This window comes from Ruegeria sp. CDSA033, from assembly GCF_059612305.1.
In genome coordinates, this window is the sequence record NZ_JBXWQI010000005.1 from 115,899 (window position 1) to 138,169 (window position 22,271).

The 22,271-nt window shown below is 57.6% G+C and carries 18 protein-coding genes and 3 tRNA genes; 12 read left to right on the top strand and 9 right to left on the bottom strand.

Features of this window, described 5'->3' with window-relative positions; genetic code table 11:
- Positions 1-61 precede the first annotated feature (61 nt).
- From AC2FLA_RS08980 to AC2FLA_RS08990, 3 genes are read right to left on the bottom strand one after another with little or no spacing between them, the layout of a single operon-like run.
- The gene (locus AC2FLA_RS08980) at positions 62-976 is read right to left on the bottom strand and encodes a pseudouridine-5'-phosphate glycosidase (RefSeq protein ID WP_496721711.1); all 915 of its coding nucleotides are present in this window, start codon (positions 974-976) and stop codon (positions 62-64) included.
- A complete protein-coding gene (locus AC2FLA_RS08985) occupies positions 973-1,866 on the bottom strand; it encodes a PfkB family carbohydrate kinase (RefSeq protein WP_109311787.1) in 894 nt (297 codons plus the stop codon). Before AC2FLA_RS08985 ends, AC2FLA_RS08980 begins: the two co-directional genes overlap by 4 nt.
- Positions 1,867-1,920: 54 nt before the next feature.
- Positions 1,921-2,541 carry a thiamine phosphate synthase gene (locus tag AC2FLA_RS08990; protein WP_496721712.1) on the bottom strand — a complete coding sequence of 207 codons (621 nt, stop codon included), beginning with the start codon at positions 2,539-2,541 and terminating at the stop codon, positions 1,921-1,923.
- Positions 2,542-2,694: 153 nt separating this feature from the next.
- On the opposite strand from AC2FLA_RS08990, the gene AC2FLA_RS08995 reads away from it, so the two are divergent.
- The 4 genes from AC2FLA_RS08995 to AC2FLA_RS09010 all read left to right on the top strand — a co-directional run bounded on the left by AC2FLA_RS08995 (position 2,695) and on the right by AC2FLA_RS09010 (position 7,468).
- Positions 2,695-3,438 carry an RNA methyltransferase gene (locus tag AC2FLA_RS08995; RefSeq protein ID WP_113790160.1) on the top strand — a complete coding sequence of 248 codons (744 nt, stop codon included), beginning with the start codon at positions 2,695-2,697 and terminating at the stop codon, positions 3,436-3,438.
- A gap of 62 nt (positions 3,439-3,500) precedes the next feature.
- Positions 3,501-4,646: a heme A synthase gene (gene ctaA, locus AC2FLA_RS09000; protein WP_496721713.1), complete on the top strand. Its 1,146-nt coding sequence runs from the start codon at positions 3,501-3,503 to the stop codon at positions 4,644-4,646.
- 5 nt (positions 4,647-4,651) lie between these two features.
- Positions 4,652-6,121, top strand: coding sequence for a carboxypeptidase M32 (locus AC2FLA_RS09005; RefSeq protein ID WP_496721714.1), 1,470 nt, complete (start codon positions 4,652-4,654; stop codon positions 6,119-6,121).
- Between the two features lie 159 nt (positions 6,122-6,280).
- The gene (locus AC2FLA_RS09010; protein ID WP_496721715.1) at positions 6,281-7,468 is read left to right on the top strand and encodes a DsbA family protein; all 1,188 of its coding nucleotides are present in this window, start codon (positions 6,281-6,283) and stop codon (positions 7,466-7,468) included.
- A gap of 54 nt (positions 7,469-7,522) precedes the next feature.
- Here the strand turns inward: AC2FLA_RS09010 and gyrA are convergent, their stop codons facing one another.
- Positions 7,523-10,252 carry a DNA gyrase subunit A gene (gyrA, locus tag AC2FLA_RS09015; RefSeq protein WP_496721716.1) on the bottom strand — a complete coding sequence of 910 codons (2,730 nt, stop codon included), beginning with the start codon at positions 10,250-10,252 and terminating at the stop codon, positions 7,523-7,525.
- A gap of 193 nt (positions 10,253-10,445) precedes the next feature.
- Here gyrA and AC2FLA_RS09020 point away from each other — a divergent pair, with 193 nt between their 5' ends.
- A complete protein-coding gene (locus AC2FLA_RS09020) occupies positions 10,446-10,715 on the top strand; it encodes an usg protein (RefSeq protein WP_496721717.1) in 270 nt (89 codons plus the stop codon).
- A 91-nt stretch (positions 10,716-10,806) separates the two neighbouring features.
- Positions 10,807-11,502, top strand: a complete 696-nt coding sequence (locus AC2FLA_RS09025) for a lipid-binding SYLF domain-containing protein (RefSeq protein ID WP_496721718.1) — start codon at positions 10,807-10,809, stop codon at positions 11,500-11,502.
- On the opposite strand, the gene AC2FLA_RS09030 is transcribed toward AC2FLA_RS09025, so the two are convergent.
- Complete coding sequence (locus tag AC2FLA_RS09030) at positions 11,503-12,456, bottom strand: radical SAM protein (protein ID WP_496721719.1); 954 nt, start codon at positions 12,454-12,456, stop codon at positions 11,503-11,505.
- Between the two features lie 161 nt (positions 12,457-12,617).
- Between AC2FLA_RS09030 and zwf the strand changes: the two genes are divergently transcribed.
- The 4 genes from zwf to AC2FLA_RS09050 all read left to right on the top strand — a co-directional run bounded on the left by zwf (position 12,618) and on the right by AC2FLA_RS09050 (position 18,164).
- Entirely contained in the window at positions 12,618-14,072 is a 1,455-nt protein-coding gene (gene zwf, locus AC2FLA_RS09035; RefSeq protein WP_496721720.1) for a glucose-6-phosphate dehydrogenase, read from the top strand.
- Positions 14,069-14,740, top strand: coding sequence for a 6-phosphogluconolactonase (pgl, locus tag AC2FLA_RS09040; RefSeq protein WP_496721721.1), 672 nt, complete (start codon positions 14,069-14,071; stop codon positions 14,738-14,740). Before zwf ends, pgl begins: the two co-directional genes overlap by 4 nt.
- A 5-nt stretch (positions 14,741-14,745) precedes the next feature.
- Positions 14,746-16,356 carry a glucose-6-phosphate isomerase gene (pgi, locus tag AC2FLA_RS09045; RefSeq protein WP_496721722.1) on the top strand — a complete coding sequence of 537 codons (1,611 nt, stop codon included), beginning with the start codon at positions 14,746-14,748 and terminating at the stop codon, positions 16,354-16,356.
- 188 nt (positions 16,357-16,544) lie between these two features.
- Positions 16,545-18,164 carry a long-chain-fatty-acid--CoA ligase gene (locus AC2FLA_RS09050; protein ID WP_496721723.1) on the top strand — a complete coding sequence of 540 codons (1,620 nt, stop codon included), beginning with the start codon at positions 16,545-16,547 and terminating at the stop codon, positions 18,162-18,164.
- A 20-nt stretch (positions 18,165-18,184) separates the two neighbouring features.
- Here AC2FLA_RS09050 and AC2FLA_RS09055 read toward each other — a convergent pair.
- From AC2FLA_RS09055 to AC2FLA_RS09065, 3 genes are all read right to left on the bottom strand, one after another.
- A tRNA-Asn gene (locus AC2FLA_RS09055) sits at positions 18,185-18,259 on the bottom strand.
- 130 nt (positions 18,260-18,389) lie between these two features.
- A tRNA-Asn gene (locus AC2FLA_RS09060) sits at positions 18,390-18,464 on the bottom strand.
- A gap of 77 nt (positions 18,465-18,541) precedes the next feature.
- Complete coding sequence (locus AC2FLA_RS09065; RefSeq protein ID WP_496721724.1) at positions 18,542-19,456, bottom strand: MBL fold metallo-hydrolase; 915 nt, start codon at positions 19,454-19,456, stop codon at positions 18,542-18,544.
- A 44-nt stretch (positions 19,457-19,500) separates the two neighbouring features.
- Here AC2FLA_RS09065 and AC2FLA_RS09070 point away from each other — a divergent pair, with 44 nt between their 5' ends.
- Positions 19,501-20,820 carry an ATP-binding protein gene (locus AC2FLA_RS09070; protein ID WP_496721725.1) on the top strand — a complete coding sequence of 440 codons (1,320 nt, stop codon included), beginning with the start codon at positions 19,501-19,503 and terminating at the stop codon, positions 20,818-20,820.
- A gap of 113 nt (positions 20,821-20,933) precedes the next feature.
- Entirely contained in the window at positions 20,934-21,194 is a 261-nt protein-coding gene (locus AC2FLA_RS09075; protein ID WP_496721726.1) for a hypothetical protein, read from the top strand.
- A 909-nt stretch (positions 21,195-22,103) separates the two neighbouring features.
- On the opposite strand, the gene AC2FLA_RS09080 is transcribed toward AC2FLA_RS09075, so the two are convergent.
- Positions 22,104-22,180: transfer RNA gene (locus AC2FLA_RS09080), tRNA-Ile, on the bottom strand.
- Between the last annotated feature and the right edge of the window lie 91 nt (positions 22,181-22,271).

Consider the following 22,271-nt stretch of genomic DNA (forward strand, 5'->3'; position numbering starts at 1 on the left):
CCTGAGCGGGTTTCTGCCAAATTAGTTAAGCAGTTGGGTGCCTTGGTACAATAGGCTTATGTCAATCGGCCCGGTCGGACAGCGCCCGAGCAATTCCGGCCGCCAGTCGCGCGTTATTACGAACCAGGGCAATATTGGCCGTCAGCGAACGCCCTTCGGTCTGCTCGTAAATCCGTTGCAGCAGGTAAGGAGTGACGCCCTTGCCGCTGATCCGGTGTGTATCTGCGTCGGCCTGTGCCGATGCAATGATGGGAGCCAGTTCTTCGGCCGGGATCTGATCGGCGGTCGGGATTGGGTTGGCAACCAGCTGGCCACCAGGCAAGCCAAGCGCGCGGCGTGTGGCGTGGGCTGTGGCGATGTCCTCGGCGCTGTCCATGCGCAGGGGCGCGACGTAAGGGGATTTGGCCGACCAGAAGGCCGGGAATTCGTCCTGCCCGTAAGCGATGACAGGAACGCCCAGTGTTTCCAGAACCTCGAGCGTTTTTGCCAGATCGAGGATGGCCTTTGCGCCTGCAGCGACAACCGTAACCGGGGATTGCGCCAGCTCATGCAGATCGGCTGAGATATCAAAGGTCGTCTCGGCACCCTGATGCACGCCGCCGATGCCACCGGTAGCAAACACCTCGATCCCAGCATAGTGGGCGGCAATCATCGTCGCAGCGACTGTGGTTGCGCCAGTGCCGCCGGTTGCCATGCAGGCTGCCATATCAGCGCGCGACAGCTTGGCGACGCCCTGCGCCTGACCCAGAGCTTTCAGCTCATCAGCCTCAAGGCCCACATGCAGTTTGCCTTTGATCACGGCCATGGTTGCCGGAATTGCGCCCGCGTCGCGGATATCCTGTTCGACCTGTGCCGCGACCTCGATGTTCTGAGGGTAAGGCATCCCGTGGGTGATGATGGTGCTTTCCAGCGCCACGATAGGCTGGCTTGCGTCCTTGGCGGCGCGGACCTCGGCGGAATATTGAATGTCGATCACAGTGGGGTTTCTCCGGATACGTAAGTTGCGGCGGCGTTCAGGGCGCGGGTCAGAGCCTCGGCGCTGGATGCTCCGTCGGATTCTGAGGCGATGTGGGCCGCCATGAATGTGTCGCCTGCGCCGGTTACGCGGGTAACCAGAACGGACGGGGGTGTTTGGGTCAGGATTTCATCCGCATTACCAACCGTGGCCGAGCTTCCGCCGTCGGTGACCAACACCCGTAGCGCGCCGCGATCCAGCAGGCCTTTGGCGGCGCTTTCGGAATCCTTGAATTCGCGCTGGCACAGGATGCCGGCTTCTTCGAGATTCACATACAGCGTGGCACGCGCATGTTTCAGGAACGGCAGCAAGCGTTCGGCTTTACCGGGCGAGGCCGGTGCCACACGCAGATCGGCGCGGGCAAAGGCGGGGCTTTGGGCGATTTCCTCAAGCAAGTTCAGTGTCAGATTGCCGTCCAGCGCGATTGGGCCTTCGAACGGCTCGTTTTCGTACCCTAAAGGCCCGTGCATCAATGGACGCAGGATTTTGGCACCCGCGGCCTCAAGCGAATGCGCATCAGCGATGGCTGCTATCAAGCCGTTGGCCCCTTCGACCGCCATGTAACGGTCGGTCGGCAAATCCTGAGAACGGTAAATGTGGTCCGTCACCATGCCCAGTCGGGAACACGCGTTTGCCAACTCATCACCCTCAGGATCGCGCCCGATGGCGGTCAGCAGGGTGGGGGTCATGCCAAAACGCACCAGAGTCATGGCAATGTTCATGGCCACGCCACCCGGTAGGCGGGTGATCCGCCCCGGCACGTCCGAGCCTTGCCGCATGGCGCTGGCGGACCGGCCAATCACGTCCCAAAGAACCGATCCGATACAAAGGATGTCGCTGTTTTGTGTCATGTCGTCGTCATGCCGCAGCCCCGGCGTAGGTGCAAGCGTTAACGCTCGCACCGATCAGCGCATCGCGTCGGTCAGACCCTTCAGCGCGGCCAGAGGGTCATCCTGTGACCAGATCTCGTCCCCGATTCCGAAAAAATCGGTGCAGGGGGTCAGATCGCGGATCAGGTCGGGGTTCAGGCCACCCTCGGCAACAACTGGGACTTCGATCGTCTCAGACCACCACTGGAACAGATCCATTTCGGCCATTGTGCCATCACCCAGCGTTGACGCGCCCACCGGTCCAAAGGCGACATAGTCCGCACCGGCCTCGCCAGCCGACATGCCGTCATGGCTGGACGCACCGCAAAAGCTGCCAACGATGGCTTCCGCGCCCAATTCCTTTCGTGCAAACCGGACCGAGCGCGCGGCGTCATCCAGATGCACCCCGTCCAGCCCCAACCGCTGCGCCAGCAGAACATGGTTCGAGATCACCAGCGCCACATCGCGCGCATGGGCAACCTCACGGCAGGCGTCAGCCGCGCGGGCGATCGTGTCTTCATCGCCACCAGCCAGCGCCAATCGGATACAGGCGATCTCTGCCCCGTCCAACACGCTGGCCAAACGGTTCGTAAAGGTGCTCAGTTCGATGGTCGGTGGCGTAATCAGGTAAATCTGCGGCTGCTCGGGGGTGTCCATTGGCGCGTCCTTCGCTTTCAGTCTTTTGCGCGGTTTAGCGGATTGCGGCTGGGAAGCAAACTTTTATGCTGGTTTCCGGCCCAAATGAAGGCGCGGATGGCTTGCCCTGCCTGTGTGTGCAGATTAGAGCAGGCGGAACCTTCGGAGACAGCCATGCCCAGCGATAAATCTCAGCCCTCATTCGTGCTTGTGCGCCCGCAGATGGGTGAAAACATCGGTGCCGCCGCGCGGGCGATGTGGAATTTCGGGCTGGATCGGATGCGGATCGTGGCGCCTCGGGATGGGTGGCCGAACCCCAAGGCTGTGGCGATGTCCAGCGGCGCCGGGCGTCTGTTGGATGAGGCGCAGTTATATGATGATCTGGCCGGTGCGCTATCCGACAGCACTTTTGTTTTTGCGACCACGGCGCGACAGCGTGGATTGACAAAGCCGGTCTACAGCCCGGAACGCGCAATGCAACTGGCTGCCGAAAAGGTTGCTGCTGGTGAAAAGGTCTGTGTTCTGTTTGGACCGGAACGCGCAGGGCTCGAAAACGAAGACATCGCCAAGGCAAACGCGATCATCTCGGTTCCGGTGAACCCGGAATACGCCTCGCTGAATCTTGGCCAATGCGTGCTTCTGACCGCCTATGAATGGATGCGCCAGACCGGCGATGTCGTTCATGAGGCCACCGATCTGGGCAAGGGCGACTGGGCCACGGGCATCGAGGTCGAGAAACTGGTCGAACACTATGAAGACCGGCTGGAAGAGGCGGGGTTCTTTTATCCGCCCGAAAAGGCCGAAGGCATGAAGACCAACCTGCGCAACCTGTGGTCGCGGATGCGCATGACGCGGGCGGATGTGCAGATGCTGCATGGGGTCATGCGGCAGATGGTCCGCTGGAAAGACAAGGGCTGAGGCTGGACCTATGTTCCGCTTCACCCTAGCTTGCGACAAAATCCAAGGCACAAGAGGACAGCATGAGCGGTAAGCGCAGCATCTTCGAAGACGTCTCAGACACTGAAAAACAACAAGCCGTTCAACCGGGTATGATCGATCGTGGCCGCGGGGGTGCGCGTAAGGCCATTCGCGCCTGGCTGATGATCCTGTTTGTGCTGGTGGTCGTCATGATTGTTGTGGGCGGGCTGACCCGCCTGACCGACAGCGGGTTGTCGATCACCGAGTGGCGGCCGATTACCGGGGCCATCCCGCCGATGAATGAGGCGGACTGGCAAGCCGAGTTCGACAAATACAAGCAGATCGACCAGTGGCGCATTCAGAACCAATGGATGGAGCTGGGAGACTTCAAATCCATCTACTGGTGGGAATGGGGCCATCGTCAGCTGGGGCGCGTGATTGGGCTGGTCTGGGCTCTTGGCTTCTTTGGCTTCCTTGTAGCGCGGAAAATACCAACCGGCTGGACCGGTAAGTTGTTGATTCCGGGCCTTTTGGGCGGTGTTCAGGGTGCAGTCGGCTGGTGGATGGTCGCCTCGGGCGTGACACAGGGCGAGGGGATGATCGCCGTGGCCAGTTATCGCCTGGCGATTCATCTGGGGCTGGCATTTGTGATTCTCGGATTCCTTGCATGGTACATCTTTGAGCTGGGCCGCGAGGAGCGCGACCTGATGCAGGCCCGCCGCGCGAAAGAGGCGAAATTGTTCTCGCTATCCACCGGGCTGATGCATTTCGCCTTTTTGCAAACACTCATTGGTGCGCTTGTCGCCGGGATCGACGCCGGGCGATCTTATACCGATTGGCCGCTGATCGGTGGTCAGCTTCTGCCGCCTGACATGGCGATGCTGGAACCGATGTGGCGCAACTTTTTCGAAAGCCCGGGTCTGGTTCAGTTCATCCACCGTTGCGCGGGCTATCTGCTGTTCATCTTCGGCATCGTCGTCTGGCGGCGCGGCAGCACCAGTGCACATCCGCAAACTCGCTTTGCCTTCAACGCGGCCTTCGCAGCGCTTTCGCTGCAGGTGGTGATTGGGATCGCGACCGTGATCTACGCAGCCCCGTGGCAGATCGCCATCTTCCACCAGTTCATGGCCGTCGTCGTCTGGACCCTTATCCTGCGGGCGCGGTTCCTGACCGCTTACCCAATAGCAACCTCTTTGCGCGGAGCCTGATACCGATGAGTGCTTATGACGATCTGATGGCTTTTCAGCGCGAAACCTCGGCTCTCGGCGAAATTGCCGGGCGTTTGGGCTGGGATCAGGAAACGGTGATGCCCCGGGGGGCCGCGTCGCAGAGGGCCGAGGAAATGGCCGCGATTGAAGCTGTTTTGCACGCGCGCCGATCCGATCCCCGTGTGACTGAATGGCTGGAGCAAGCCGAGCCTCAGGATCAGGTGGGGCAGGCGCAGTTGCGAGAAATCCGCAGATCCTATGAACGGACCGTCAAGGTTCCTGCCGATCTGGCAACGGCCATTGCGCGCGTGACGTCAGCAGCACAGGGAACCTGGGCGCAGGCCCGCGCAGACGAAGATGTCGCCGCCTTCCTGCCCATGCTGGATGAGGTCGTGGCGCTAAAGCGTGAAGAGGGTGCCGCGCTGGCACAGGGTGGCGATATTTATGACGCGATGGTCGAGGATTATGAGCCTTACACGACCGGGTCGCAGATTGCCGAAATCTTTGACCAGATGCGCCCGCGTCTGGTGGCGCTGCGCGCCGCCGTTCTGGAAAAATCTGCGCCTCAAGCTTTGACGGGGAGGTTCGATGAGCTGAAACAGATGCAATTGTCGGAAAAACTGGCAACCACTTTCGGGTATGACCTGAATACAGGCCGCATCGACAAGGCTGTTCACCCGTTCAGCTCGGGCAGTGGATCGGATGTTCGGATCACCACCAGGACCAGTGAAACCGATCCGTTCAACTGTTTCTATTCGACGATTCACGAGGTCGGCCATGCCGCCTATGAACAAGGGATTGATCCGGCCTACGCCCTGACGCCTTTGGGGCGGGGTGTGTCGATGGGTGTGCATGAAAGCCAAAGCCGGATTTACGAGAACCAACTGGGCCGATCCCATGCCTTTACCGGTTGGTTGTTTGGCCAAATGAAAGACGCGTTTGGCGATTTTGGCATCACCGACGCGGATACGTTCTATGCAACGGTCAACGGTGTTCACAACGGTTATATCCGCACCGAGGCGGATGAGGTGCAATACAACCTCCACATCATGCTGCGCTTTGATCTGGAACGCGCGCTGATGGTCGGTGACCTCCAAGTGGATGATCTTGAGGCCGCGTGGAACGACCGTTTCAAGGCGGATTTCGGATATGCGGTCGACAAACCTTCGAACGGATGTCTGCAGGATGTGCACTGGTCAGTGGGTCTGTTTGGTTATTTCCCAACCTATTCGCTGGGCAATGTCTATGCAGGATGCCTTTACCAAGCGTTGCGGAACGCTGTGCCGGAACTGGATGCGCAACTGGCAGCAGGTGACACGTCAGGCGCAACCGATTGGCTGCACGAGAATGTGCAGCAACATGGCGGGCTTTACGCTCCACGCGAGACCATTCAGCGTGCAAGCGGTATGGAACCCGGACCTGACCCGTTACTCGGGTATCTGGAACAGAAATTTGGCGGGTTATACGGGCTCTGAGGTCAGAAAACGTTTCGTCAAGTTGCCGTGTAGGTGCATTGGTTTTGACCTGAATGAGGGTAGGGTGGTTCGAACGGTTTTACCAAAGGAACTACCTTGTTCTTTGCAACACATGTCAAACCACACCTAGCGTCAATTCTGACCAGCAACACGCGCCTGGTGGCGCGTAGGCGCGTGCTGGAGGCAAAGCATCACGTGTTGAACCGCCCGCGCGTTGTCCATTATTTCCATGATGTTTCCGACCCATACTGTCACCTCACCGCACAGGTCTTGCAGCAGTTTCGAGACACCTATGATGTCGAGCTGCGCCCACATCTGATTTCGGGCCCTCCGGCCGAGGCTTTACCGGACCCGGCAGCACATCGGCAAAATGCCATCAAAGATGCGGCAAGACTGGCCCGTAAGCTTGGTCTCAGCCCCCCTGAAGGCTCAGTTCCTGACGAGGCTTTCATTGCAGTTGCGAAAAAACAGATGGCAGCCGAACTGACGAATGAGAGCTTTGTTAACAGTGTCCGAGATATCAGCGAAGATCTTTGGTCGGGAAAGGGTTTTTCGTCTTCAGATCACCCCTTACCGGCTGCGCTGATCGAGGATGGTGACCAACAACTTTCCGATTTGGGTCACTATCTCGGCGGAACGTTTCACTACGATGGTGAATGGTATTGGGGCGTTGATCGTCTTCATTATCTCGAAGACCGGTTGCTGCACGCGGGTCTGGGAAGCGGGTCGTCACCGATAGTGTCTTTGCCTTCAGTGCAATTGGAACTAGAGAAGTCTAAAGATCAGGAGATTGAGTTCTTCTTTTCTTTCCGCAGCCCTTATTCGTATCTGGCATTTGACCGGGCCGTCGACTTGGCACGCCACTACAACGCACGGCTGGTTCTGAGGCCGGTTCTGCCAATGTTGATGCGAGGCTTACCCGTCCCTGCACCCAAGTCCTCCTACATCCTTTATGATTGCGTGCGCGAAGCGCGGCGGTTGGGGATCCCGTTTGGGCGCATCTGTGATCCTTTGGGCAAAGGGGTCGAGCGTGGCTATGCCTTACTGGATTATGCCGAAGCGCAGGAAAAATTGCCTGAGTTCTGTTCCGCCTTCCTGCGCGGCGTTTGGTCCGAGGGTCTGAATGCAGCAACCGATCGGGGGCTTCGGACTATCATCGAAAACACGGGGTTGGATTGGCAGAGTGCGAAACCGCACGCTAGCTCAGATCGTTGGAGAGATCGCGTAGCGGTCAATCAGGACCGTCTGCAAGAGATCGGGCTATGGGGTGTCCCAAGTTTCCGCGTCGCCGGGGAAAGTGTCTGGGGACAGGATCGCCTTTGGGCAGTCGAAGACCGTTTGATTTAAAAAAGGCGCCACACCCGAAAGTGTAGCGCCTGAATAATTTTATGGATCAGTCGGTTACTCTTCCGCTTCGTCCTCGTCGCCCTGATCGGCGATCCAAGCAACACTGACGACCACTTCGCCTTTGCCGGTGTTGAAGACCTTCACGCCACCGGCCGAGCGGGAGCGGAACGAAATTCCATCAACCGGCACCCGGATCGATTGGCCTTTGGACGTCGCCAGCATGATCTGATCTTCCATATCGACCGGGAACGAGGCGACGAGTTCGCCACCACGCATCGCCTTGTCCATGGCGGCCACACCCATCCCGCCGCGTCCGCGTACAGGATAGTCGTGGCTGGAGCTCAGCTTGCCTGCGCCGCCCGCCGTGATCGTCAGGATCAGGTTTTCGGCGGCCGACATCTCGGCATACTTCTCCTGGTTGAAATCGCTGCTTGCTGCGGCTTCCTCGTCGTCACCAGCGTCATCTTCGGTAAGCCCTGCAACCGCACGGCGCATTTTGAGGTAAGCCACACGATCTTCGGGGGTCGCCTCGAAATGGCGGATCACCGACATCGAAACCACGCGGTCGCCATTGGACAGCCTGATACCGCGTACACCAGTGGATTCGCGCGAATTGAATACCCGCACATCGGTGGTGCGGAAGCGGATCGCACGGCCCGAATTGGTAACCAGCATCACATCTTCATCTTCCGAGCAGATGCGGGCATTCACCAGCTCAACATCTTCGGGCAGTTTCATTGCGATCTTGCCGTTGCGCCGGACATTGGTGAAATCCGACAAACGGTTACGACGCACGTCGCCCGCGCTGGTGGCGAAGATGATTTGCAGGTTTTCCCATTCTTCATCGGGTACATCCACGGGCATGATCGCGGCGATGGAAACACCGGTCGGGATCGGCAGAATGTTGACGATTGCCTTGCCCTTACCAGTGCGCCCCGACTGCGGCAGACGCCAAGTCTTGAGCTTGTAGACCATGCCATCCGTCGTGAAGAACAGCAGCTGCGTGTGCGTGTTGGCCACGAAGAGGTTGGTGACAACATCCTCTTCCTTGGTCTGCATCCCCGACAGGCCCTTGCCGCCGCGCTTTTGCGCGCGGAAATCGGCCAGCGGAGTACGCTTGATGTAGCCGCCCGACGTGACGGTCACGACCATATCCTCACGCTCGATCAGGTCTTCGTCTTCCATGTCACCGGACCAGTCGACGATTTCAGTACGACGCGGCACGGCAAACTGTTCACGAACGCTGCGCAGCTCATCTCCGATGATCGACATGATGCGCTCGCGCGAGGACAGAATATCGAGGTATTCCTGGATCTTACCTGCCAGTTCTTCCAGTTCGTCCGTGACCTCTTTGACACCGATCTGAGTCAGTCGCTGCAGACGCAGGTCAAGGATGGCGCGGGCCTGAACTTCGGTCAGGTTATAGGTGCCGTCGTCATTCATCTTGGAAAGAGGATCGTCGATCAGGCGCAGATAACTTTCGAGCTCGGCCGCGGGCCAGCGGCGGGTCATCAGCTTTTCACGCGCTTGCGCCGCGTCAGCGGATGACCGGATTGTGGCGACCACCTCATCTACGTTCGACACAGCCACGGCCAGACCACACAGGATGTGGCTGCGTTCGCGGGCCTTGCGCAGGTCGTAGGCGGTGCGACGGGCGACGACATCTTCACGGAAGTCAATGAAGGAGGTCAGGAACCGGCGCAGGGTCAACTGCTCGGGCCGGCCACCGTTTAGCGCCAGCATGTTGCAACCAAATGAGGTCTGCATCGGCGAGAAACGGAAAAGCTGGTTCAAAACAACTTCGGGCGTCGCGTCGCGTTTGAGTTCGACCACGACACGCACCCCATTGCGGTCGGATTCGTCCTGAACGTGGCTGACGCCTTCGATGCGTTTTTCGCGAACGGCTTCGGCGATCTTTTCGATCATCGAGGCCTTGTTCACCTGATAGGGGATCTCGTCCACTACGATGGCGTAGCGGTCCTTGCGGATTTCCTCGACGCGGGTCTTAGAGCGGATAATGACGCTGCCGCGCCCTTCCAGATAGGCTTTGCGCGCGCCGGAACGACCCAACATCACACCACCGGTTGGGAAGTCAGGGCCGGGGATATATTCGATCAGTTGTTCGGATGTCAGATCCGGTTCATCGATCAACGCCAGCGTTGCGTCGATGACTTCGCCAAGGTTATGCGGCGGGATGTTGGTCGCCATGCCGACGGCGATACCACCGGCACCGTTGACCAGCATGTTCGGGAAACGGGCGGGGAGAACCGTCGGTTCGCGGTCCTTGCCGTCATAGTTGTCCTGAAAATCAACCGTCTCTTTTTCGATATCGGCCAGCAGAGATGCGGCGGGCTTGTCCATCCGCACTTCGGTATAGCGCATGGCCGCCGGGTTATCGCCGTCCATCGAGCCAAAGTTGCCCTGACCATCCAGCAGCGGCAGCGACATCGAGAAATCCTGCGCCATCCGCACCAGCGCGTCGTAGATCGCGCTGTCACCATGCGGGTGATATTTACCCATGACATCGCCAACCGGACGGGCCGATTTGCGGTATGACTTGTCGTGCGTATTGCCCGTCTCGTGCATGGCATAGAGGATGCGCCGGTGCACCGGTTTCAGGCCATCGCGCAGATCGGGGATCGCGCGGGACACGATGACCGACATGGCATAGTCCAGATAGGACGTGCGCATCTCGGATTCGATGGATACCGTCGGGCCGTCATATACGGGACGCTGGGGCGGTGTTTCATCCATGTTTTCTGGGGTTTCTGGCGTATCGCTCACGTAACCTGCCCGTTTATTGTGCTGGGTCTATATCTTGTGGATGTACCTTATCAGACCCGGCACATAAGGTGCAAGCAAGCAGCGCATTCTGTGCAAAAAACACCCGTAACACTGGGGTAACATATTGTTAACCAAGGGTTAGGTGGTTTCTGTGTTATGCTGAAGAGACCTTGCAACAATTTTGGAGGTCTGCATGGAGCAAAGCGAAACAGAACTGATGCTCAAGGGGTATGGGCTGACAACGGCCGAATTTTATTATCACATGCCCGACTATATTCACGTGCTCAACACATTTATCTGGCAGGAATACGACCTTGCGCCGGATCATCCCAAACTATTCGATTTTATTGAATTCTGGCAGCGAGAGATTGAAGGACCGTTGCATTCGGTGCGGTTTACTCATCGCAAAATGATCGCGCCCGGGGAATGGCGCAACGTGGTAGGCGAATTCCGAGTGAATTGACGCCCGGGCGCATCAGGCCCAAACCCATATACATTTCCGGTGCATCCGGTATCGTGGCGGCGAAGTCATTGGCCACAAGCGGAAACACGGAATGCCCAGAGTTTTATTGATTGCAGTTGCCATCTGCCTAGCCGGGCCGGTGTCGGCCGAAGGTGTCCTAGATAAAATCAAGAAGGGCGTTGAAAACACGACAGACGCCGTTGGACGCGGGGCAGAAACCGTCGGGCAGACACTCGAAAAAGGGGCGAGCGCGGTTGATGAAACCATCACGTCCACCTCTGATTTGCTGTCCAACGAGGCGACGCCGGAAGAGACTCGCGCCAAGCTGGATGTCATGGCCGTCGATGTGTTGGCGCAATTACTAACCGAAAATCCCGAAGCGCAGGCGCTTTATGATGTCAGCGCAGGGTATGCCGTTTTCGATTCCCGCAAGGTTACAGTTTTCCCGGTGTCCGCAGGGTACGGGCGCGGTGTTGCCGTGAACAAAGACACTGGTCAGCACACCTATATGAATATGGGAACCGGCGGCGTGGGCGCGGCGATCGGCATCGGCGGGTTCGAGACCAAATTCGTGATCCTGTTTGAAACGGAGACGGATTTGGACAGTTTTATCACGCACGGTTACGACGCGACTGCGGAATCCGGCGCGATGTATGGCGAAGAGCGCACCGATGAGACGCTCAGGTTCACAGACGGGCGGTCGTTTTTCGTGCTCAGCAAAAAGGGCTGGCGCGTCTCGGCTGGGGCGTCCGGCACAAAATACTGGAAATCGCCCGAGCTGAACTGATCAGCCCGAGCAGCTGGCTCCACCCAGAACGCAAAATTTTGCGCAATGTGGGTGGTTGAGGTGCACGTCGGCCTCCGCCTCGGCCAGTGTGGTGCCCATTTCAAACTCAGGCTCGTACGGCAGTAGGGTACAGGCCAGAACGGCAGGCCGTTCTGCGCCTTTGCGTTTGACCACCATGCGGGCATTCGAACACATAACAGCCTCGGGTGCTTTATCCAGAATGCCCCAGCAAGCGGTTGTGATTTCAGGAACTTCGACGGTTTCGTCCATCTCGGGGAACAAAACGGTCTGGCTAGGATTCTGTGCGTTGATGTCAAAGCTGTGCTGCTTGAAAAACGCCTCATACCCGGCGCGGCTGTCGGCGTCGCTGTCACCCCAGACCGTGCGCCCTGCGATAGCGATATTGAACCCGTTGTCGCGCAACCACTCCATGCCAGTTATCGTCTTGTCAAAGCTGCCTTTGCCGCGTTCCTCGTCATGCAGTTCGGGGCGATAGTGGTCCACGGAAACGCGAAGTGTCAGCTTGTTTCCATAGTTGCGCTTCAGATCCAGCAACCCCTCGCGCATCTTGCGGCGCATCATCGGCAGCATCGCATTAGTAAGGATCAAAACCTCATAGCCGCGTTCCAACGCGACACGAGTCATGTCGATCATTTCGGGGTTCATAAAAGGCTCGCCCCCGGTGAACCCAATCTCACGCACCGGCCAGTCGCGTTCTTCGATCTGGTCCAAGTAGTCGCGCACCTCTTCGGTGGTGATATAGATCAGCGCGTCGTTGGTTGGACTGCTGGCGATGTAGCAGTTGACGCATTCGATGTTGCAAAGAGTGCCGGTATTGAACCACAACGTCTCGGGGTTTTTCAACGCTACGGAAGCGCGGGTCTGCCCATCTGCTGTCACCAATTTGTTCTGAAATTTGCCGATATTGGCGGTCTGAGGCGCGTTGTCTTTCATTCCGGTATCCGGTTCTTTGAAGTTACTTCTGATGTAGCTGCTCGACTCGGATTAGTTAAGTCAGGCAAGTGCGACCTGACAGAGTTTTGATAATGGGGGATTTACGCTGACCGATTGCGCTAACATTGGACATGCCCGGCGGGGCAAGATAAGGAAAAACCATGGTTTCTCGCGTCATACCTGTTGATCCGTTCGATCTCGTCATTTTTGGCGGGACCGGTGATTTGGCGCAACGTAAGATTCTACCGGCCCTGTTTCGGCGCTTTTGCTCAGGGCAGTGGGCCGAAGGTGTGCAAATCATAGGCGCGGCGCGCACGGTCCACGACCGCGCGGGGTTTCAGGCAATGGTCGCCGAATCGCTGCGAACCCATGCGACTGCGCAATGCCGGGACGAGGGCGCATTGCGCGCGTTTCTGGACCGCGTCGATTATGTGACCCTCGACGGATATTCGAATGAGGGCTGGGATCAGCTTTCTGACAAGCTGAACCAAGATCGGGTGCGCGCGTTCTATTTCTCGGTCGGTCCGCGCCTGTTCGGGCCTTTGGCCGAAAGGATCAAAGCGCATGATCTTGCAACGCCAAGCACGCGGATCGTCGTTGAAAAACCCTTTGGCCACGATCTGGAGAGTGCGCGGGCGTTAAACGCGACCTTGGCTGAGCATTTTCGGGAGAGCCAGATCTACCGGATCGACCACTATCTGGGTAAGGAAACCGTCCAGAACCTGATGGCCGTCCGCTTTGGCAATATGCTGTTCGAACCGCTGTGGAACAGCCAGTATGTCGATCACATCCAGATCACAGTGGCCGAATCCGTAGGTATCGACGGGCGGGAAGAGTATTATGAGCGCGCCGGTGCCATGCGCGACATGATGCAAAATCACCTGATGCAGTTGCTGTGCCTGATTGCGATGGAGCCGCCGGCAAAGTTTGATCCGGACGCAGTGCGGGATGAAAAGCTAAAGGTCATTCGTGCCCTCGATCAGGTCGAACCACATCATATCGTGCGCGGGCAGTTCGATGGAGGCGGCAGCGGGAACGGATACCGCGAAACCGTAGGCAACCCACGTTCGACCACCGAAAGCTATGTGGCGCTGCGGGCGCATATCAGCAATTGGCGTTGGGCGGGCACGCCGTTCTACCTGCGCACGGGCAAACGTCTGGTTGCACGGTCTTCAGTGATCAATGTGATGTTCAAAGACGCGCCGCATTCGATCTTCGGCGAAGAGGCCGGACGCCACGCGAATGTCCTGTCGATCCGGCTGCAGCCGAACGAAGGCATAACGCTGAAGGTGACGATCAAGGAGCCGGGGCCGGGCGGTATGCGTCTGATCGATGTGCCCTTGGACATGAGTTTTGCCGAGGCGCTGGGGTCAGGAAATCAAGATCCCCCGGATGCATATGAACGGCTGGTCATGGACGTGATCCGGGGCAACCAGACCCTGTTCATGCGTGGGGATGAGGTTGAGGCTGCATGGGCCTGGACCGACCCGATCATTGCCGGTTGGCACGCGCGCGGTGACGTTCCAAAACCGTATGAAAGCAGCAGCACTGGCCCGGGCGACGCCGAGCTGCTGATGAAACGAGATGGTCGCCGCTGGCAAGGAATAAACCCATGAAGATTCAGGAATATGCGGATCGCGACATGTTGGCCATTGATGTCGCAAACGCCTTGGCCGGAGAGTTGGAGGCCGCCTTGCTGCATCACGACACGGTCTCATTGGCCGTGCCGGGTGGTACGACGCCGGGGCCGGTCTTCGACGGTCTTTGTGCGGCCGATTTGGAATGGGACCGGGTGCGGGTACTGCCCACCGACGAACGTTGCGTTCCGGGTGACAGTGATCGATCGAACGAACGGCTGATCCGGCAGCGCCTGCTGACGAACCGGGCTTCGGTTGCCCAGTATGTGCCGCTGTATCTTGAGGGTAAGGAACCCGACGATGTCCTGCCGGAAATCGAAAACCTGATCGCGCCGGTTCTGCCCTTGTCGGTTCTGGTGCTGGGAATGGGTGAGGATATGCACACCGCGTCACTGTTTCCGGGGATGCAGGGGCTTGAAGCTGCGCTGGACAGCCATGCGCCCATCCTTGCGATTGCGCGCACCGAAACCCAGCCCGAGGCGCGGATCACGCTGACCGGCCCGGTGCTGGACGGCGCGCTGTCCAAACACCTGATCATCTATGGCGCCGCCAAACGTGACGCGTTGGAAAAGGCCATGTCGCTGCCTCCGGAAGAGGCCCCGATCGCCGCCACGCTGACCGGCATGACGGTTCATTGGGCGGAGTAACGCAGATGCAATTGGATTCACTCAAAACCCTTGCATCCGACGCTCAGGACGAAGCCATCCTGAGCCTGTTTGAAACCGATCCGAACCGCGCGCAGAGTTTTTCTGCATCGACCGGCGATCTGCTGTTTGATTACTCCAAAACTCAGATCACAGATGAGGTCCGAAATGCTCTGATCGCGTTGTGTGATGAGGCGGGTCTGGCCTCGCGCCGCGCCGCGATGTTTGACGGGGAAAAGATCAACGAAACCGAAGGTCGCGCGGTTTTGCACACTGCGCTGCGCAATCTGGACGGTGGTCCTGTCGAAGTTGATGGGTTGGACGTCATGCCCGACGTTCTGGACACGTTGCAACGGATGCGCGTCTTTGCTGAAGAGGTGCGTGGCGGCGCGGTCACCGGGGCAGGGGGCGCCTTTACCGATGTGGTCAATATCGGGATCGGTGGTTCGGATTTGGGCCCAGTGATGGCGACGCATGCGCTGTCCCCGTATCATGATGGACCAAGACTGCACTATGTCTCGAATGTGGACGGCGCACATATCGCCGATACGCTGCGCCAGCTTGATCCAACGCGGACACTGGTGATTGTTGCCTCCAAGACCTTCACGACGATCGAGACGATGACCAACGCCCGAACGGCACGAGCGTGGATGGAAGATGGCGGCGGCGATCCGGGCAAGCAGTTTGCCGCCGTGTCCAGTGCGTTGGACAAAACCCAAGCCTTTGGCATCCCTGAAGAGCGTGTGTTCGGTTTTGCCGATTGGGTCGGCGGGCGCTATTCGGTCTGGGGCCCGGTGGGCCTGCCGGTAATGATCGCCGTCGGATCGAACGCCTTCGACGCGTTCCTGCGTGGTGGAGAGGCGATGGACGTCCACTTCCGCGCCGCCGACTGGGTCGAAAATATGCCCGTTATGCTGGCTTTGGTCGGCGTTTGGCATCGTCAAGTTCTGGGCCATGCCAGCCGGGCCGTGCTGCCTTATGATCAGCGCTTGCTGCGATTGCCAGCGTATTTTCAACAGCTCGAGATGGAATCGAACGGCAAATCTGTTGCCATGGACGGCAACACTCTGACCATTCCCTCGGGCCCCGTCGTCTGGGGTGAGCCGGGCACCAATGGGCAGCATGCATTTTATCAGTTGATCCACCAAGGCACCGACGTGATCCCCTGTGAGTTTATGGTCGCGGCCGAGGGGCACGAACCGGAATTGACCCACCATCACCGACTGTTGCTGGCCAATTGCCTGGCGCAGTCCGAAGCGCTGATGCGCGGACGGTCGCTGGGCGAAGCACAGCAACGGATGGCGGAGAAGGGGCTGGAAGGGGACGAGCTGGAACGGCAAGCCCGTCACCGCGTTTTTCCGGGCAACCGTCCTTCGACAACGTTGATGTATCCAATGCTCACGCCGTTTGTTCTGGGCCAGATCATCGCGCTTTACGAACATCGCGTGTTTGTCGAAGGCGTTCTGCTGGGCATCAACTCGTTCGACCAGTGGGGCGTTGAGTTGGGCAAGGAACTTGCCACATCTCTCGGCCCGATCGTCGACGGAGAAGAAAGCGCATCCGGCAAAGACGGCTCGACCGCTGCCTTGGTTGCCTATGCAATGCGCCACCGCGACTAGTAACGCGGTTTTTTGCAGTCTGCCGTGAAGGCAGGCTGCATTCTTTTATTGTCAGACAATTAAATGATTGGCAGGGTCTGTTCTTAGGGAACGCCCTGAACACTTTGCTTTGCGCGCGCTGGCGAGTGGCATCAGGCAAGCAGACAGCACTGCCCAATAGAGGCGACGCTGATAATGGGAGGATGTCCATGCTGGGACAGATGATGACGCAGCCTTTGCTGATTTCGTCGCTGATTGATCACGCCGAACGCTATCATGGCCAGACCGAGATCTACTCGGTCGAAACCGATGGATCGGTCACCGAAACCACATGGGAGCAGGTGGCGCAAAACGCACGAAAACTGGGATCAGCGCTGACCAAGCTGGGGTTGGAGCCGCAGGATCGAATTGGCACGTTGGCCTGGAACAACCGGCGACATCTGGAGATCTACTATGCCACCTCCGGCGCGGGTTTTGTGTGCCACACGGTGAACCCCCGGCTTTTCCCGGAACAGCTGACTTACATTATCAACCACGCCAAAGACCGGGTTCTGTTCTTTGATGCGACATTCATCCCTCTGGTCGCCGCGCTGCACGAACACCTGTCCGAAGTGCGCCACTTCGTTTTGATGGGGCCACGAAATGAGGACGCCATTGCTCAAATCCCTGGCGTCGCGTTCTATGATGACCTGCTCGAAACTGGCGACGGTGATTTTCAGTGGCCCAGTTTCGATGAAAACACAGCGTCCAGCCTGTGTTACACCTCGGGCACGACGGGCAATCCCAAAGGCGTTCTGTATTCCCATCGTTCCACAGTTCTGCACAGTTTCGGATCGAACACGCGAGATGTCATAGGCTTTTCTGCTATGGATGTCGTGATGCCGGTGGTTCCAATGTTCCATGTCAACGCCTGGGGGTCGCCCTATGCCTGCGCCATGTCGGGTTCACGCATGGTGCTGCCCGGGCCGGGTCTACATGGCGAAGCACTGGTGAATCTGGTCGATACATATGGCGTGACGCTGGCAATGGGGGTTCCGACGATCTGGCAAGGCTTGCTGGCACATGCCGAGAAGTCAGGTAGCAAACTGGCCAGCTTGAAACGCACTGTGATTGGCGGTGCTGCGTGCCCGCCCTCGATGATCGAAACTTTCCGCGAGACCTATGGCGTCGATACGGTTCACGCCTGGGGCATGAGCGAGATGAGTCCCCTGGGAAGCACGAACAACCCACTGGCCAAACATCTGGACCTTCCGCCTGAGGAACAACACAAGCTGCGCGAAAGCCAGGGTCGTCCACCCTATGGGGTCGAGTTGAAAATCGTCGATGATGACGGCAATGATCTGCCCCATGACGGCGTCACGCAGGGCGATCTGCTGGTGCGCGGGCATTGGGTGTTGGACAGCTATTTTCAGATGCAGGATGAAGACCTGCTGCAGGACGGCTGGTTCGCGACTGGAGATGTCGCAACGTTGGACCCGGACGGATACATGACAATCCGCGACCGGTCCAAGGACATCATCAAATCCGGGGGCGAGTGGATCAGCTCGGTCGAGCTTGAAAACATCGCCGTCGCGCACCCGCAGCTTGCCAGTGCAGCCGTTGTTGGTGTGCCGCATCCCAAATGGGACGAACGCCCCTTGTTGGTGGCCGTCAAAGCCGAAGGCGCGGACCCAACCGAAGAGGAGTTGCTAGCTTTCTTCGAAGGTAAAATCGCCAAATGGCAGGTGCCCGATAAGGTAGTCTTTGTGGATGCATTGCCACTGAACGCGACCGGCAAGGTCCTAAAGCGCAACCTGCGGGCAGACTTCGAGAGTGCCTTGATGGGCTAAGCGCCTGATATTGTTGGAAATGGCTCCGGCGGTAGGGATCGAACCTACGACCAATTGATTAACAGTCAACTGCTCTACCGCTGAGCTACGCCGGAACGGTTCGCGCCGTATAGCAACCTGTTTCTACGGCGTCCAGTGGGGGGCAGAATTTTTTTCGTTAAAATGACATCAATCCGAATAGTACCAAATTTGGCGCCGTATGAGGGTCTTGATATCAGGGGATTTTGGCTCCGGCGGTAGGGATCGAACCTACGACCAATTGATTAACAGTCAACTGCTCTACCGCTGAGCTACGCCGGAACTGAGGGGCGTATAACAACCCGTTTTTTGCCCGTCCAGAGGGGAACTGCATCAAACGGAAAAAAAGTTCTGCGTGTTCATGCTGACCTTGAAAACATGGCATCGACTGAAAGTGCGTCGGAAGTGTAAACTTGAGATTTACCATAAAGATCAACTAGATGTGCGAACACATTGCGTTCAGCCGCGGGCAAAAGCGTGGCTGGCGTGTCGGTATAGACGCGCTCGGCAAGTTGGCGGGCGTTTCCGGGCTGCTCCTCCAGCGCCGCCAGTATCTGCGCCTCGCGGGACAGCCGGTGAGTGATCAGCCAATCCAACCTTTCAGAAGGGTTGGTGATCTCCGCACCGTGACCCGCGTGAAACACGGCCCAATCCCGCGCACGCAACCTGTGGCACGCTCGCATAAAGTCTGTCAGGTCCCCATCCGGTGGAGAAACCAGCGAGCTGGCCCATCCCATGACATGATCGGCAGTAAAGCAAACATCACCCCAGCCCAAAGCGATATGATTGCCCAAGTGACCAGGCGTATGGATGACCTCAAGCTGCCAGTCATCGCCTTCGATCATCTCTCCATCTGCCACCTCGAAATCCGGGCGGAATGCGGTGTCGATTCCTTCGCCACCTCCGGCCAGACCCTGCCGCGCCAGTTGTGTCATCACTGCGCTGCGTCCGGCCTGCGGTCCGCCAAAGGCCAGAATTGGCGCGCCGGTGCGTGCTGCCAATGGTGCCGCAAGCGGCGAGTGGTCCAGATGGCTGTGCGTGACGATAATATGGCTGATCCGTTGCTCCGGCTGCACCGCATCCAGAATCGCTTCAAGATGAGCATCGCTCAAAGGACCGGGATCAATGACCGCCAAATCACGTTCTCCCAAAAGGTACGTGTTCGTACCGCGATAAGTCATCGGGGACGGATTCGGGGCCAGTATCCGCCGCAGCCCGGGTTGTAAGTCCACCGCCTGACCGGGGGGCGGGTTGAAATCGTCGGGCGCCTGCATTCTGAGCTCTTTCTCTCGGCGGATCAGCCCGTTAGGTTTAGCGCATGTTCAGTCGATGGCTCAAACAATATATGCCGCGCAGCCTGTATGCCCGGGCCGCACTAATTCTGGTTCTTCCAGTTGTCGTGCTGCTGTTGGTGGTGGGGATTGCCTTTTTGCAAAAGCATCTCGAGGACGTCACCGCGCAGATGACCAAGACCGCCACGCGCGAAGTGACGTTGGTGCTGGAAACCATGAAAAAGGCCGAGACCCAACAGCAGGCGCTGGCAGCGATACGCCTGGATTTGTCGGTGCTTGATATGAAAGCCCGTTTTGTTGACGGCGACGAAGACCCGATGACGGACAGGCGTCGGTGGTACGATTTTATCGCACCACAGGTCGAATCCCATTTGCGTGCGGGGCTGCCCGATCTGGCCGCCGTCGCTTTGCCTTCGGGTGATGAAGCTCGGTTGTATCTTGAAACCGATCTGGGGCTGCTTCAGCTGACGATAGATCGCCGCCGCCTGTCGCCCACGGCGCCGCATCAGTTGATTGTGACCATGATGTTCTTTGCCGTTGTGATGACGACGATCTCATTCCTCTATATGCGCAATCAGCTGCGACCTATTACCCGCCTTTCTGACGCTGCGCAGGCCTTTGGTCGGGGCAGGGTAGTGCCATATACGCCGGGGGGCGCAATAGAAGTGCGCGCTGCTGGCAGTGCATTTCTGGAAATGAGGGCTAGAATCGAGCGACAGATGGAACAGCGTACTATGATGCTGTCGGGTGTAAGCCACGACCTGAGAACGCCGCTGACGCGCCTGAAACTGGGGCTTTCCATGTTGCCCGAGGATGAGGCGGCACCGCTGAAACAGGACGTGGACGAAATGCAATTGCTGCTGGATGCGTTCCTTGATTTTTCACGTGGTGTCGCCGAGGGGCCAGCCGAGGCGATCGAACCCGCAGCGTTGTTGCGTCAGATCGTCGAAGACGCGCGCCGGGCTGGTCATCAGGCCGAATTGATCTCGGTCGAAGGCGACGGCACTGCGATGCTGCGCCCCATGGCCATTCGCCGCGCGGTCGAAAATTTGATTGGCAATGCGGTGCGATACGGCAACCGGGCCGAGGTCAGCTTGTCCCAGACGCCCAAAACCACGCGCATCCGGGTCGAAGATGACGGACCAGGCATTCCGGTAGAGCAGCGCACTGAGGCTGTAAAACCGTTCTCGCGTCTTGATCCCGCACGCAACCAGAATCAGGGCAGTGGCGTTGGTCTTGGGTTGGCGATTGTCGCGGATATTGCACGCGCACATGGCGGTGTTCTGCGGCTTGGTAAAAGTGAAAGGCTGGGTGGCCTTTGCGCAGATATCATTGTTGGGCGATGATTTTGGTGAGGTTGGAATTTACGTTTTGTGTCGCTGCCATAAGCGGCGCGCATATTATTTCTTTGGTCCAAAGCACCGATCACCCCGTATAACCTTTAGAATGGGAGGAAGTCATGACCAATAGTTTCGACGTGAAATCATCGTGGGTATCGGTAATGGATGAAACGAAAAACCCACTAAGAAAATACTCTCTATCCACAGCACACATGCTGATGCAGATGTTGGCATGGATGTGGAGCGCAATCTTCTCGCTGATGATTGGTAGCTATTTTGTTTTCGGTGTAACCGCATTGGGCCATTTGCTGCTGATCGGCGGGTTGTTTGTCACCTTGGCAGTTTTCCAAAAGGCTGAAGCGACAGATCCTGAAGCGTAAAGTTACCTCCTCCTATTAGACCGAACGGCTTTACCCGGGGTTTTTTGGTCCAATTCTTGACCCGCTCCGTATCGCCATCACTACCCCAACTGCCTCCCGCGTTGTTTGTAACTGTTTCCCTCCGAACAACGCGGGTTTTTTGGAGCGGGAACGAGTGGCTACCCTGGTGCCGAATGCTGTGTAACTCCCCCATTAGACTTGAGGCGCATTTCTATCGTAACGTTACAGAACGTCTTTTGCGGCATAGGTTTAGGTATGGACAACACTGTATTGTATTTCTTGGTTGGTATATTTGTCGTTGGGCTCCTGACGCTTGGATATTACTCAAAAAGCAGTGGTGCATTAATCTCGATTGTCATCATAGTCGGCGTTTTGGGTGCGATGGTTGGATACTTTGGTGGATACTTCGGAGAACCTCCAAAGTAGGTAGGGACTTCAATTGGAGGTTTGCCGGTGCGCTTTGTCTTTGAAAGCTCTTTACAATCAAAAAACGGCACAAAAAAAACCAGCTTCGCGGTCCGAGTGAGCGGAGGGGTCGCGAAGCCGGTTAATTTCCTCCTACTGGGTGCTGGTCGGAGGCTGGGATGCACATGTATGGGACGTGCAAGATCATAAAAACATGAATTTACAAGTTTCACTGAATGGAAATGGGATAGCCAAAAATCCATTCGAATAGGTGATGTATCCAAAAGTATAGTATGCGGATGTGTCATTTCTCTTGAATGTACCAAATGGCACTTCCGCTTGAGCGGGGACTCCGAACTCTAGGGGTTTGAATAAGGTTCAGAGGTACTGGGCAATCCTGCAGATTTAGAAGAATGCATCTTATGTTTGAGCAGGACAGTAGAAACACCATGCATTGCTGGTCTGGCAAGCATCTGTAACTGATAACAATGAACAAGTAGACGGTGGTAGGCCCGGCAGGACTTGAACCCGCAACCAAAGCGTTATGAGCGCTCTGCTCTAACCAATTGAGCTACAGGCCCGCCTGAGCGCTTTGAGTACCATGGTGAACAGCCGCGTCAAGCCTGACCGTTGCAACAAGTCGCACAATCGAATAACCCGCGCGGGAACCAT

Coding starts and splice junctions, on each gene's coding strand:
- AC2FLA_RS08985 (WP_109311787.1), bottom strand. CDS start 1,866: ATGACACAAAACAGCGACATCCTTTGTATCGGATCGGTTCTTTGGGAC.
- AC2FLA_RS08990 (WP_496721712.1), bottom strand. CDS start 2,541: ATGGACACCCCCGAGCAGCCGCAGATTTACCTGATTACGCCACCGACC.
- AC2FLA_RS08995 (WP_113790160.1), top strand. CDS start 2,695: ATGCCCAGCGATAAATCTCAGCCCTCATTCGTGCTTGTGCGCCCGCAG.
- ctaA (WP_496721713.1), top strand. CDS start 3,501: ATGAGCGGTAAGCGCAGCATCTTCGAAGACGTCTCAGACACTGAAAAA.
- AC2FLA_RS09005 (WP_496721714.1), top strand. CDS start 4,652: ATGAGTGCTTATGACGATCTGATGGCTTTTCAGCGCGAAACCTCGGCT.
- AC2FLA_RS09020 (WP_496721717.1), top strand. CDS start 10,446: ATGGAGCAAAGCGAAACAGAACTGATGCTCAAGGGGTATGGGCTGACA.
- AC2FLA_RS09025 (WP_496721718.1), top strand. CDS start 10,807: ATGCCCAGAGTTTTATTGATTGCAGTTGCCATCTGCCTAGCCGGGCCG.
- AC2FLA_RS09030 (WP_496721719.1), bottom strand. CDS start 12,456: ATGAAAGACAACGCGCCTCAGACCGCCAATATCGGCAAATTTCAGAAC.
- zwf (WP_496721720.1), top strand. CDS start 12,618: ATGGTTTCTCGCGTCATACCTGTTGATCCGTTCGATCTCGTCATTTTT.
- pgl (WP_496721721.1), top strand. CDS start 14,069: ATGAAGATTCAGGAATATGCGGATCGCGACATGTTGGCCATTGATGTC.
- pgi (WP_496721722.1), top strand. CDS start 14,746: ATGCAATTGGATTCACTCAAAACCCTTGCATCCGACGCTCAGGACGAA.
- AC2FLA_RS09050 (WP_496721723.1), top strand. CDS start 16,545: ATGCTGGGACAGATGATGACGCAGCCTTTGCTGATTTCGTCGCTGATT.
- AC2FLA_RS09065 (WP_496721724.1), bottom strand. CDS start 19,456: ATGCAGGCGCCCGACGATTTCAACCCGCCCCCCGGTCAGGCGGTGGAC.
- AC2FLA_RS09070 (WP_496721725.1), top strand. CDS start 19,501: ATGTTCAGTCGATGGCTCAAACAATATATGCCGCGCAGCCTGTATGCC.
- AC2FLA_RS09075 (WP_496721726.1), top strand. CDS start 20,934: ATGACCAATAGTTTCGACGTGAAATCATCGTGGGTATCGGTAATGGAT.